9 protein-coding genes are annotated in these 12,332 nt (G+C 71.1%); 3 read left to right on the top strand and 6 right to left on the bottom strand.

The window, feature by feature from the left end:
• Positions 1 to 37: 37 nt before the first annotated feature.
• Complete coding sequence (xylB, locus tag HCA58_RS19845) at positions 38 to 1,495, bottom strand: xylulokinase (protein ID WP_169599339.1); 1,458 nt, start codon at positions 1,493 to 1,495, stop codon at positions 38 to 40.
• A 10-nt stretch (positions 1,496 to 1,505) separates the two neighbouring features.
• Positions 1,506 to 2,693 (bottom strand): xylose isomerase, encoded by a 1,188-nt coding sequence (gene xylA, locus HCA58_RS19840; RefSeq protein ID WP_169599338.1) that lies wholly within the window; start codon positions 2,691 to 2,693, stop codon positions 1,506 to 1,508.
• A 49-nt stretch (positions 2,694 to 2,742) separates the two neighbouring features.
• Here xylA and HCA58_RS19835 point away from each other — a divergent pair, with 49 nt between their 5' ends.
• Both HCA58_RS19835 and HCA58_RS19830 read left to right on the top strand, forming a co-directional pair.
• Positions 2,743 to 4,002 (top strand): ROK family protein, encoded by a 1,260-nt coding sequence (locus HCA58_RS19835; protein WP_169599337.1) that lies wholly within the window; start codon positions 2,743 to 2,745, stop codon positions 4,000 to 4,002.
• Between the two features lie 125 nt (positions 4,003 to 4,127).
• The gene (locus tag HCA58_RS19830) at positions 4,128 to 5,807 is read left to right on the top strand and encodes a PP2C family protein-serine/threonine phosphatase (RefSeq protein WP_205809175.1); all 1,680 of its coding nucleotides are present in this window, start codon (positions 4,128 to 4,130) and stop codon (positions 5,805 to 5,807) included.
• 44 nt (positions 5,808 to 5,851) lie between these two features.
• Here HCA58_RS19830 and HCA58_RS19825 read toward each other — a convergent pair whose 3' ends face one another.
• Positions 5,852 to 6,403 (bottom strand): MarR family transcriptional regulator, encoded by a 552-nt coding sequence (locus tag HCA58_RS19825; protein WP_240956510.1) that lies wholly within the window; start codon positions 6,401 to 6,403, stop codon positions 5,852 to 5,854.
• A 94-nt stretch (positions 6,404 to 6,497) separates the two neighbouring features.
• On the opposite strand from HCA58_RS19825, the gene HCA58_RS19820 reads away from it, so the two are divergent.
• Positions 6,498 to 7,622: a PP2C family protein-serine/threonine phosphatase gene (locus tag HCA58_RS19820; RefSeq protein ID WP_169599336.1), complete on the top strand. Its 1,125-nt coding sequence runs from the start codon at positions 6,498 to 6,500 to the stop codon at positions 7,620 to 7,622.
• A gap of 14 nt (positions 7,623 to 7,636) precedes the next feature.
• Here HCA58_RS19820 and HCA58_RS19815 read toward each other — a convergent pair whose 3' ends face one another.
• The 3 genes from HCA58_RS19815 to HCA58_RS19805 form a co-directional block, all read right to left on the bottom strand.
• Positions 7,637 to 9,121: a sugar transferase gene (locus HCA58_RS19815; protein ID WP_169599335.1), complete on the bottom strand. Its 1,485-nt coding sequence runs from the start codon at positions 9,119 to 9,121 to the stop codon at positions 7,637 to 7,639.
• Between the two features lie 204 nt (positions 9,122 to 9,325).
• Positions 9,326 to 11,089, bottom strand: coding sequence for a substrate-binding domain-containing protein (locus HCA58_RS19810; RefSeq protein ID WP_169599334.1), 1,764 nt, complete (start codon positions 11,087 to 11,089; stop codon positions 9,326 to 9,328).
• 145 nt (positions 11,090 to 11,234) lie between these two features.
• Positions 11,235 to 12,269: a lactonase family protein gene (locus tag HCA58_RS19805; RefSeq protein ID WP_169599333.1), complete on the bottom strand. Its 1,035-nt coding sequence runs from the start codon at positions 12,267 to 12,269 to the stop codon at positions 11,235 to 11,237.
• Between the last annotated feature and the right edge of the window lie 63 nt (positions 12,270 to 12,332).

Genomic DNA, 12,332 nt, shown 5'->3' with positions numbered 1-12,332 from the left:
GAGCAACGACGGCAGCCGCCTCCGGGAGCGGCTCTGGTCACCCCTGGGGTGACCGGTCCAGGTGGAGTTCCCGGGCCTGCGCGTAGCGCTCCCGGATGCCGGGCACCGGCTCACCGGCGTACTCCTCGGTGCCGGACGGTGTCCAGGACGGCGGTTCCTCCGTGCCGAGAGCCAGCCACGCCGCCTGCCGGGCGGCGCCGTCGGCAACGTACTCACCGGGCGGCGGGGCGACCACCGGGCAGCCGAACACCTGCGCCGCGACGCGACGCACCGCCGCCGATCGGGCACCGCCGCCGACCAGGATCACCCGGCGTACGGTCGCGCCCTGGGCAGCGAGCGCGTCGAGCCCGTCGGCGAGGGTGCAGAGCATCCCCTCCACGGCGGCCCGGGCCAGATGCGCCGGGGTCGAAGTGCGCAGGGTCAGCCCGTGCACCGCACCGGTGGAATCCGGCCGGTTCGGGGTGCGTTCACCCTCCAGGTACGGCACCATGACGAGCCCGTCCGCGCCGGGCGGGGCGGACAGCGCCAGGTCTGCCAGCTCATCCAGCCCCACCCTCAGCATCGCGGCGGCGGCGTCCAGCACCCGGGCCGCGTTGAGTGTGCACACCAGCGGCAGGAAGCGGCCGGTGACGTCGGCGAAGCCGGCGACGATACCGCTCGGGTCCGCCGCCGGGGTGTCCGCGACGCTGAAGACCGTGCCGGAGGTGCCGATCGACACCACCACGTCGCCGGGGCGCGCCCCGACACCGAATCCGGCAGCGGCGTTGTCCCCCGCGCCCGGCCCGAGCAGCGCCCCGCCGGAACCAGCGGTGGCCATCGCACCGGGCAGCGCCGCCGGAGCCAAGCTGCCGGCGGCCTCGGCCGGACCGAGCACCGTCGGTACTTGTACCAGCCGGCCGAGCGCCCGCTCCAACAGGTCCGGCCGGTATCGGCCGGTGGCCGGGGACCAGTAGCCGGTGCCGCTGGCGTCGCTGCGATCGGTACGCAGTGCCCCCAGCCCGCGGGCGCCCGCCAACCGCCAGGTCAGCCAGTCGTGTGGCAGGCAGACCGCCGCCACGCGGGCGGCGTTCGCCGGTTCGTTGCGGGCCAACCAACGCAACTTGGTGACGGTGAAACTGGCTACCGGTACGCTGCCCACCGCATCTGCCCAGAAGCGGTGCCCGGCCTGCCCGTCGCCCGCCTCCCGGACCAGCTCGGCAGCCGCCCCGGCGGACCGGGTGTCGTTCCACAGCAGCGCCGGCCGGATCACCTCACCGGCTTCGTCGAGGCAGACCATGCCATGCTGCTGCCCTGCCACGGAGATCGCGGCGACGTCGGTCAGTCCACCGGCGGCGTCGATGGCCGCCTGGAGAGCCGACCACCAGGCCGACGGGTCGACCTCGGTACCGTCGGGGTGCGCTGCCCGGCCCTGCCGGACCAGGGCACCGGTCTCCGCGTCCCGGATGACCACCTTGCACGACTGGGTGGAGGAGTCCACCCCGGCGACGAGCGGCATGTCGGCCGCCTCAGCGTGCGCCGAGCACGTGCTCGACGGCGAGCTGGTTGAGCCGGACGAAACCGTAGCCCTTGGCGGCGGTCGTCTCGAGGTCGAACTTTTCGAACGCGCTGGTGTCGGCGAGCAGTTCGGCGTAGCCCTCGCCGTCGGCGAGGGTGGGCACGGCCAGGTCGGCGACCTTGCTGATGGCAAGTGCCTCGACGACCTCCGGGTCGGCCCGGAACGCTGCGGCCCGCTCCTTGAGCAGCAGGTAGGTGCTCATGTTCGCCGCTGCCGACGCCCACACCCCGTCGACGTCCTCGGTACGGGACGGCTTGTAGTCGAAGTGCCTCGGCCCGTCGTACGCCGGACCGCCTCCCGGCGCACCGTGTTCCAACAGGTCGACGAGGGCGAACGCGTTGAGCAGGTCGCCGTGGCCGAAGACCAGGTCCTGGTCGTACTTGATGCCGCGTTGGCCGTTGAGGTCGATGTGGAACAGCTTGCCCTGCCAGAGCGCCTGGGCGATGCCGTGCACGAAGTTCAGCCCGGCCATCTGCTCGTGGCCGACCTCCGGGTTCACGCCGACCCGTTCCGGGTGGGCCAGGGTGGAGATGAACGCCAGGGCGTGCCCGACGGTGGGCAGCAGGATGTCGCCGCGCGGCTCGTTGGGCTTCGGCTCCAGCGCGAAACGCAGGTCGTACCCGCGGTCGATGACGTACTGGCAGAGCAGGTCGACCGCCTCACGGTAGCGTTCCAGTGCGGCCTGGACGTCCTTGGCCAGGTCGTACTCGCCGCCCTCCCGGCCGCCCCACATGACGAAGGTCTTCGCGCCCAGCTCTGCGGCGAGGTCGATGTTGCGCAGCACCTTACGCAGCGCGTACCGCCGGACGTCACGGTTGTTGCTGGTGAAGCCGCCGTCCTTGAAGACCGGCTGCTGGAACAGGTCGGTGGTGACCATCGGCACCACCATGCCGGTCTCGTCGAGCGCCTTGCGGAACCTGGCGATCTGGGCGTCCCGGGTGGCGGCGTCCGCGCCGAACGGGACCAGGTCGTCGTCGTGGAAGGTGACACCGTACGCGCCCAGCTCGGCGAGGCGGTGCACCGACTCCACCGGGTCCAGCGCGTCTCGGGTGGTGTGGCCGAACGGGTCGCGACCTTGCCAGCCGACGGTCCAGAGCCCGAAGGTGAACTTGTCGGTGGGGGTGGGACGGGGTGCCATGGCAGACCTCCGGTGGTGTCGTCCGCAATTTGTTCAGTGGTTGAATTAAATGACCGCAGTGTGGCAGTGTCAAGGGGTGAAGTCCCCCGCAGCCCCCTCCGGCGCAGTGCGTCAAGGCAACCTGCGTGAGCTGAATCTCGCCCTGGTGCTCGGACGCATCGCCGCCGCCCGCCGTCCCCCGTCGCGGGCCGCGTTGGCCGCCGACACCGGTCTCACCCGGGCCACCGTCTCGGCGGTGGTCGAGGACCTCGTCTCCGGCCGGCTCGTCACCGAGGCGGACCCGACGCCGCGGGCCGGCGCCGGTCGTCCGGCACGTGGACTGGTGCTTGCCGACGACGGTCCGGCCGGGTTGGGGCTGGAAATCAACGTCGACTATCTCGCCGCCTGCGTCATCGACCTCGCCGGTCAGGTCCGGCACCACACGGTGCACCGGGTCGACCTGCGGCCCGTCTCCCCCGCCGACGCGCTCAGCCGCCTCGCCGGGCTGGCCGGTCGGGCCCGCGCCGACGCAGAGGCCCGGGGCCTGACCCTGGTCGGAGCCGCCCTGGGGGTGCCCGGCCTGGTCGACGACGCCGGACGGGTCCGCCTCGCGCCGAACCTGGGCTGGCGCGACGTCCCGGTGCCGGCACTACTGGCCGGCCACCCCCCGCTTACCGAGCGGGTAGCCGGGGTGCCGTCGCTGGTGGTGGACAACGAGGCCAACCTCGCCGCGTTGGGTGAGCTGCACGCCGGTGCCGCACCGGGCAGCTTCCTGCACATCTCCGGTGAAGTCGGCATCGGCGCAGGCATCGTCCTCGACGGCGCGTTGTTCCGGGGCACCCGTGGTTGGAGCGGGGAAATCGGGCACATTCCGGTCCGGCCGGACGGACCGACCTGCCGCTGCGGCGGTCGAGGCTGCCTGGAACTCTACGCCGGTCAGGAGGCCATCCTCTCCGCCGCCGGCCTGGTCGGAGCCGACCTGCCCGCCGACCGGGCGTCGACCCGGCTGACCGAGCTGGCCGCTGCCGAACATCCCGCCGTGCTACGCGCCCTGACCGAGGCCGGCACGGCGATCGGGGTCACCGTGGCAAGCGTGGTCAACCTGCTGGACCTCGACACAGTGGTCCTCGGCGGAGGCTACGCCCCACTCACCGGCTGGCTCCGACCGCCCGTGCTCGCCGAGATCGAACGCCGGGTACTCACCGCTGCCTGGTCGCCGGTCACGGTCCGGCCGGCCACCCTCGGCGCCACGGCCGCCGCGGTCGGCGCGGCCGGTTCGGTGGTACGCCGGATCATCGCCCGCCCCGGGGGTTGGTTGGCCCGACTCTGACCCGCTCGACAGCATGCCTCAGGAACAGCTCGGTACGCTTGCCCGCAGGTAACCAACCGTGATCCCGAGGAGTGCACCACCGGCATGGGTACTGGTCGACGTCGTCCGGCGCCGGGTGTCCGCCGATGACCAGCAGCCAACGGGGCAACTCCACCGGCGCGACCGGCGAGCGGGTCAACGACAGCCGGTCGGACGGCAGGCCCACCGGGGTGCCGCACGCCACGGCGCCCGTGGACGCCGACCTCGCCGGTGAGCTGCTCGACGGGCTCACAGAAGCGGTACTGACCACCGACAGTTCCGGGCTGGTCGTGCTGGCCAACGCGATGGCCGGGGAACTCCTGCCGGACATCGCCGTCGGCACCGAACTGGCTGGTTGTCCGCTGGCGGCACTGGCCACCGCGACCGTCACCGGTACGGACAGCTTCGAGGGTGAGCACCTCGGTCGGCGACTGCGGGGGGTCCGCCGCGCACTCGGTGGCAACCGGTCCGCCTGGTACGTCCGAGACGTCACTGACGAGCACCTTCGTCGGGCGGAACTACTCGCCGAGCGTCGACGTACCCGGTTCCTGGCCGATGCCGGCCGCCAGCTCGGCCTGGCCCTGGAGCGGGACCTGGCGCTGCACGTCGTTGCCAGCCTGCCCGTGCCCTACCTGGCCGACCTCGCCCTGGTGGTGCACCTGCCATCGACGCCAACCGAACACCGGCCACACTGGGTCCGACACTGCGTCGACGACAGCACGCCGGTCAGCGGAGCGGTCGACTGGGACGTGCTCGCCGCCGTACCTGGTCTCGTCGAGGCCCTCGACGGCGAACCCGCCAACCCGAAGCCCTGGCCAGCCCTCGGACAGAAGGAACTCGACCCGCTGTTCCCGGCGGGTTTCGACCCGCCCGCGACCCTGTTGGTCAGCCCGATCCCCGGAGCCGGCCGCACGGCCGGTGCCCTGGTGCTCATCCGCCGGACCCGACGAGCCGGCTTCGACCACCGCGACGTCGAGCTGATCCAGGAGCTCACCGCCCAGGCCGGTGCCGCGCTGGCCACCGCGCAGCTGCACGACGAGCAAAGCCACCTCGCCCGGGTACTCCAGAACAGTCTGCTGCCACCACGGCTACCCACGGTGGCCGGGGCGAGCCTGGCCGGGGGCTACCGCGCAGCCGGGGACAGCCTGCGCATCGGTGGCGACTTCTACGATGTCCTGCCGACCGGCGACGACACACTTTTCGTCCTCGGAGACGTCTGCGGCAAGGGTGTCGGTGCGGCCGTGCTGACCGGCCGGGTACGCCAGCTGTTGCAGACCCTACGACTGGTCGAGCAGCAGCCGGAGGAACTGCTCCGGCTGCTCGACCGGGCGTTGCTCGACACGCCCGACGCGAGCCGGCGCGGCCAGTTCACCACCCTGCTGCTGGGAACCCTGCGGGTCACACCTGCGGGCAAGCTCTCGTTGCGGATCGCCGGTGGCGGACATCCGCCGCCCCTCGTGGTCCACGCCGACGGCACGGTGACCGCCGTTCGGGTGGGCGGCATGCCGGTCGGCGCGCTGCCCGGGGCCCGGTTCACCGCCGCCGACCTGCGACTCGACCCGGGGGATCTGCTGTTCACCCGTACCGACGGGGTCGCCGATGCCCGAGGGGGGCCGCACGGTACGGAGCTCTTCGGCGAGCAGCGGCTACGCCGGACACTGGCGGCCGGCGCCGGCCTGCCCCCGACGAGGCTCGTCGACCGGGTGCTCGAGGAGATCGACGAGTGGTGTGCCGGCCACCGCCACGACGACATAGCGATGCTGGCGGTCGGTCCGGCCGGAGAGTGATCCGGCCAGCCGGCACCGCTGCCGGGCCGCCGGTGCCCGGGCCGTCAGGCCGTACGGTAGGCGGTGGCGTCCTCCGCTGCCCAGCCACCCGGCGCCACCTCGACAGCGTCCCGGCCGCCCGCCTGCTCCACCTGCGGTTCCTCCGCCTGCGGCACCAGCGACGGCACCGGTCGCACGACCCGCGCACGGGCGGCCTCGTCGAAGGCACTCAACCCAAGCAGCAGCGCCTCCCGCTCAGCGGAGGTCATGTCAGCAAGAATGGCCGCCAGGTGCCGGTGACGATCGGCACGCAACTCGGCCAGCAACCGGCGGGCCTCGGCGGTCAGATGCAGCGAGATCTCCCGCCGATCGGAACGACCCGGCTCCCGTTCGAGCATGCCGGCGGCCACCAGTCGGTCACAGAGCCGGCTGGCCGACGAGAGCAGTATGTCCAGGCCGGCAGCGAGGCGCCGGAGATTGATCCCGTCATGGCGTTCGACGAGCATGACGGCGCGAAGTTGGACGGTGGAGACGCGGTTGGCCGTCCGCTCGCGCGCACCGTCCCAGACCGTCAGGAGGGCACCAGCCGCGGCGTCGAGTGCGGCAGCCATACTCATCTCGGGTCCTGGTGGACCATGCAGTTCCGCCATGGTGCGCCTGAGCGTACCCCGGTTCCGTCGGCAACTGGGCTTGTGATCACGAGGGGGGACCATGACCGAGCCAATCGACAGGGGGCGCACGGCCCTCACCGCTGCCCCCGCGGACCGGCTCGTGACGGACCTGGGGGAGCTGTTCGAGCGGGAGTACGGCATCACCGGCACCGAACTCCTCCAGGTCGACTACCGGCTGGCGGCACTGCTGCCGCTGGCGGGTGGGGAGGCGGTGACGACGCCCGGGCACCCGGCGTGGCGCTGCTTCGACCACCAGAGCCCGATCCATGTCGACGGTGTCGGCTACCTGCCGGTGAGCATGCGTGGGCAACGGTGGGGTGTGCTCCGGGTGGCACCGGTCACCGACGCTCGGCTGACCGAGTTGGCGGTGGTCGCCACCGCGCTGGCCCACGAGCTGGCCGCCGTCGACGCCGGCACGGACGTGTACCGTGTGGCCCGGCGCAGCCGCCGACTCACCCTCGCCGCCGAGATGCAGTGGGAACTGCTGCCGGGGCGCAGTCGACTTCGTCCCTCCTTCAGCCTCGCCGGCCAACTGGAGCCGGCGTACGCGGTGCGCGGTGACAGCTTCGACTGGTGCGACGACGGTGCACGAGTCTGGCTCGCCACCATCAACGGGATGGGTGAGGGAGTCGCCGCGTCGATGCTCACCAGCCTCGCCACCGGTGCCCTGCGTAACGCCCGCCGGGCCGGCATCCCCCTGGCCGACCAGGCGGCCCTGGCCGACCAGGCGATCTATGACCTGCACCGGGGCGAGCAGTACCTCGCGACTTTGCTGCTCGAACTGGACCTACGCACCGGGGGGTTGACCGCAGTCGACGCCGGATCGCCTCGGCTCGTCCTGCTGCGCGACGGTGAGGTACGCGTTCAGCCGCTGGAGGAGCAGTTTCCGCTCGGCATGTTCGAGGCGACCGGCTACCGCGAACAGTTCGTTCAGCTTCAGCGCGGCGACCGACTTTTCATGATCAGTGACGGGGTGATCGAGGCTGCCGGGAGCACCGAGCGGTACGGTCGGACGGCGCTGGACCGGATGCTGCGCCGGACCGCACCGATGGCAGCGCTGGACGCGGTCCGTTCTCTGCTCGGCGACCTGCGGGCATTCGTCGCCGGTGATCTCACCGACGACGCCGTCGTGGTCTGCCTGGACTGGCTCGGCCCACACCCGTGACCGCCCGCACCGGATCAGTACGCGCCGCGGCTGTTGACCACCGCGCCGACGGTCTTCCACATGATCGTCAGGTCGGCTGCGAGGGACCAGTTCTCCACGTAGTAGAGGTCGAGTCGGATGCCGTCCTCCCAGCTCAGATCGGAGCGTCCGCTGACCTGCCAGAGCCCGGTCATTCCCGGCTTGACCAGCAACCGGCGGGCGACGTCTCCGTCGTAGCGGGCGACCTCGGAGGGTAGCGGGGGCCGCGGACCGACCAGGCTCATCTGCCCCAGCAGGACGTTGACAAGCTGCGGCAGCTCGTCCAGGGACCACTTGCGCAGCAGGCGGCCCATCCTGGTCACCCGCGGGTCGTCCCGCATCTTGAACAGCAGGCCGTCGGTCTCGTTGCGTACGGCCAGCTCCGCCAACAGCGCGTCCGCGTTGACCACCATGGTACGGAACTTGAAGACCCCGAACTCCTGGCCGCCCTGCCCGACCCGGGTCTGCCGGAACAGCACCGGGCCCCGGCTGTCCAGTTTCACGGCCAACGCGATGAACGCCAGCAGGGGTAGCAGCAGCGCCAACGCGACAGACGAGATCGACCGGTCGACGAAACCCTTCACCAGTTTGCGGACACCACGGAACTCGGGCGCCTCCACGTGGATCAGTGGCAGGCCGGCGACGGGCCGGGTGTGGATACGCGGACCGGCCACGTCGGTGAGTGCCGGAGCCAGCACCAGGTCGATACCGGTGCCCTCCAGTTGCCAGCCGAGTCGACGCAGCCGGGTGGCGGTGAGTTCACCGCAGGCGGTGACGGCGACCGTGTCGGCGCCGATCGTGGCAGCGGCCTCCGGGATGGCCCGGAACGAGCCGACCACCGGCACGTCGCCCAGCCGCTGGGCGACCGGGGCGAGCAGGGCGTCTGGAATGCAGGCACCGACGACCTGGTAGCCGGCGTAGGGTTCGCGGCGCAGGGTGTGTACCAGCTCCAGCACGTGGGCGGTGTCACCGACCACCAGCACCCGCCGTGACCAGCCCGCCCCCTGCGACCGGGCGTGGTGCAGGCGTTTGCGGGCCGCGAACCGGGCCACCTCCAGACCGACGGTGCCCACCGCGAAGCTGATGGCCAGGAAGCCTCGGGAGACACCGACGTCGGCGACGTAACCCGCGATCGCGGTGGCGCCGGCCAGCCGCAGACTCGCCATGCTCACCAGCCGGTATTCGTCCGCGCCGTAGCCCACCACGCGGTCGTCGTAGCAGCGCAGGGCCTTCAGCGACACCAGCCAGGCCAGGACGAGCGCCGGAGCGAACAGGACATACGGCACCGGGCCGCGGGGCGCGGCCTCACCGAACCGAACGGCGTAGCCGACGAGTACCGCCACCACCAGCACGGCGGTGTCCAGCACGACCAGGGTTCTGACGTACGCCCGTTGGTCGGTGCGCACCGGTCGCCCCGGCGGCGGGGTTTCGTGCGGTCGCGATGACGTTCTGACCGGGGTCAACAGCGTCGCCGAGGTCACCAGCCCTCCCACCTCGCTTGCCGACGGCACGGGCCCGGCCGGGTAGGTCGGGTCTGCCGATGCACGACGACATCCTGCCCTGACAACCATGACTACCAATTGCTTCCGACGTATTGCCGTCAGTTTCCGAGGTGTAGGAGAAAAAGAAAGAGGTCTGTGGTACTGGCGAAATCAGTACCACAGACCCCCTTCGGATGCCTCAGGTCAGGCGGGCGCCTTCCGCAACGCGATCGCCCGAAGGAAGATATCACCGATCTTGGTGGGGTCGGTGGCGACGAACGCACCACCACCGGCGCTCTGCGCGATGGTGTCCAGCTCCGACTTGCTGACCTCGGTGCCGATACCGATGATGATCACCTGGATCGGCTGCTCCGGGTCCTTGATCTTCTCCAGCTCGGCGATCAGGGCCTTCTGGGAGATTCCGTCGGCGTCCTCGTTCCTGCCGTCGGTGAACAGCACGATCGAGTTGACCTTGCCCGGTTCCCAGTTCGCCTGGACGTCCTTGTACGCGGCAAGCAGCGTGTCGTACAGGCCGGTGTTGCCGCTCGACGAGGTGACCCGGTCCAGACCCCGCTCCAACTCGCTGCGCTGCCGCGACAGCGGCGCGATCGGCACCAGCTCCTGGTGGTCCCGCGAACCCACGAGGTTGGTGGAGAAGGACCACAGACCGATCGACCACGAGTCGTCGAACAGGTTCAGCCCGCGCCGCGCCGCCTCCACGGTGACCTGCTGTCTGGTCGCCCCGTTGGCGGTCGGCACCTCGTTCTTCATCGAGCCGGAGACATCGATGACGCAGAGCATCCGGCCGGAAAGAGTGGCGATGGACCAGCTGGAGACCGCCCGCTCGACCGCGTCCGGGGCCAGTCCGCCTGCGGCAACGCCGCCCTGTGCCGGAGGTGCGGCGGAGGCGTCTGCGCCAGCCGGGCTCGGTGCACCCTGCGGCGCGTTGAAACCGGTGCCCCAGTTGCCGTCCGGCGCCCGCAACGACTGCGCGGCCAGCTTGTCCTTGAACGACGTGGTGGTCAGCGCCTCGAAAAGCACCCCGGCGGCGGACGCCTTGGCCGGCTCGATGCCGGGCAGCACCGCGTACGGGTAGTCCAGCGGCAGCGGCGCGGGGTTCAGGTAGAGAGCCGCCAACGGCACCGGAGGCTTCCGGGCGTTGTACTGGATGACGTCCTCCTCGGACAGCGCTGCCGCACCGAGAGCGCTGGCCAGGGTGGTGGCGTCGGTGGCCGTGGGGAACTTGGCGAGCAGATCCTGACGCAGCGCCGAGGCGTCCGAGGCCAACGCCCGCAGCGCGGCGACGCGCTCCTGCTCGGCGGTCTCGCCGCCGGTCGACGCCGCAGCTGTCATCAACGACAACAAGCCGGACAGGCCGGCGGCGTCCCTGGTCGGCTCGACGATACCGGTCTTGAGCGGCCGGTCGCTGTTGAGTCGGGCCAGCAGTTCGGTCCAGCCGAGTTCCTGCTGCGGCCAGCCGAGCCGGGTGGCGATCGGCTCCGGCATGGCGACCACCACCGGGCTACTCGCGACGGAGGAGCCGTTGCCCGGCTCGAAGGCCGCAGCGCCTCCGGTCTTGAGTCGTAGCAGCCAGGTCGAGGAGTCCGGGATCCACACGTCCGGACTCACCGCGGTGCCACTGGCCTGCCCTACGCCGGCCAGGATCGCGCCGTGTTTCGCCGCCACCACCGCGGCCACCTCGACCGGGTCGGAGGAAGCGACCGTCACATCGATGCACGTCCCATCAACCGCGGCACCCTTCTCCTCCCACTCGGAGGCTGCCTGGTCGACCGCCGGGGCGAGCTCGCTGGCCACCGCGACGGACAGCTCGATCTTGCCTGAGCAGTCCTGGCCGGTGAGTTGGCGATAGCCGACCCACCCGCCAGCGGTGACGACGAGAACGCCGACCGCTGCTGCGGCGGCGGCACCGTGAATACTTGAACGCATGCGATGGCGGCCTGATGACACGCTGACCATCTTGCGTATCCGACCGTTGTACTGCCATGGCCGTTCGGTCGAAAGTTACAGAGGAGAAACAGTAACCCGGGATTTGGTTACTTTGAGTTACCGCCCAGCCCCGCAATGTGGATGCATCTATGTCTCAAGCCCATGATCAGGGCATAAGGCAGGTAGGGCTCGCAAGCGGCAACGGCTCTCCGACCGGCACCGGCACCCCTGTCGCCGGCTCGACCCGGAACGTGCGCACCATGTCGGCCCGTTCGTCGGCGACGTAGAGATGTTCCCCTACGAAGGCGAAGTGACGAGGCCACCCGCCGCCGGTCTCCACCTCCGCCACGAGTTCCGGTAGGCCCGCACCGATGGCGAAGACCGTCACCGTGCCGACGCCCCGGTTCGCGACGTAGAGGAAACGGCCGTCCGGACCGATTTCGATCTCGGACGGTTGTACGTGCCCACCCCGGTCACTGGCGTCGACCCGGCCACGTTCGTGCGGCACCCCGTCGATCAGCTCGTAGGCCAACACCGACCCGTCCAGCTCACCCGAGACGAAGCAACGGTGCCCGTCGGGGTGTCGGGCCAGGTGCCGAGGTCCCACACCGGGTGAGGTTCGTACCCGGGGCGCGCGGACCACCAGTCGCCCGGTGGCAGCGTCGATGTCGTAGCGGTAGATCGAGTCGACCCCGAGATCAACCACCAGCAGCGGCGACCCACCCGGACCCGGCGAGACCATGTGGGCATGCGCCCGCTCCTGACGGTCGGGGTCGACCCCGTGGCCCTGGTGTTCCACCACGTCCGTGCGTTCGCCCGGCACCCCGTCGGCGTCGAGCGGGAACACCGTCACGCTGCCGCCACCGTAGTTGGCGACGAACAGGTGCCCGCCGTCGGCCGCCAACGCCAGGTGACACGGCTCCGCGCCGCCGGTCGGCCACGAGCCGAGGAACGACAGGTCACCGTCTGAGCCGACCCGCCATGCGCTGATCCGGCCGTCGGGCAGTTCATTCACCGCGTACAGCACGGGCCGCGTCGGATGGCGGGCGAGGAACGAGGGCGACGCGGTGACCGCGACGGTGCCCAGCGACGTCAACTCGCCCGTACCCGGCTCTCGCCGGGCGGCGACGATGCCGGTGCCGCGGCCACCGCTGTGCGCGGTGTACCCACCGATGTGAACGATCCCGCCATGATGTGCCACCGATCGCCGCCCTCCGCTCGTTCCCGTCGAATCCACCTCTACAGCTCTTCCCCCCGCACCACG

This window comes from Micromonospora sp. HNM0581, assembly GCF_012726175.1.
Classification (GTDB): Bacteria; Actinomycetota; Actinomycetes; order Mycobacteriales; family Micromonosporaceae; genus Micromonospora.
Note: the sequence above shows the minus strand (reverse complement) of the source record. Positions and strands in the feature narration are given on the sequence as shown.

What these genes read in the sequence shown, in the direction of transcription:
- HCA58_RS19830 (WP_205809175.1), top strand. Translation starts at nt 4,128, where the DNA reads ATGACCAGCAGCCAACGGGGCAACTCCACCGGCGCGACCGGCGAGCGG.
- HCA58_RS19820 (WP_169599336.1), top strand. Translation starts at nt 6,498, where the DNA reads ATGACCGAGCCAATCGACAGGGGGCGCACGGCCCTCACCGCTGCCCCC.
- xylB (WP_169599339.1), bottom strand. Translation starts at nt 1,495, where the DNA reads ATGCCGCTCGTCGCCGGGGTGGACTCCTCCACCCAGTCGTGCAAGGTG.
- HCA58_RS19835 (WP_169599337.1), top strand. Translation starts at nt 2,743, where the DNA reads ATGACCGCAGTGTGGCAGTGTCAAGGGGTGAAGTCCCCCGCAGCCCCC.
- HCA58_RS19825 (WP_240956510.1), bottom strand. Translation starts at nt 6,403, where the DNA reads ATGAGTATGGCTGCCGCACTCGACGCCGCGGCTGGTGCCCTCCTGACG.
- xylA (WP_169599338.1), bottom strand. Translation starts at nt 2,693, where the DNA reads ATGGCACCCCGTCCCACCCCCACCGACAAGTTCACCTTCGGGCTCTGG.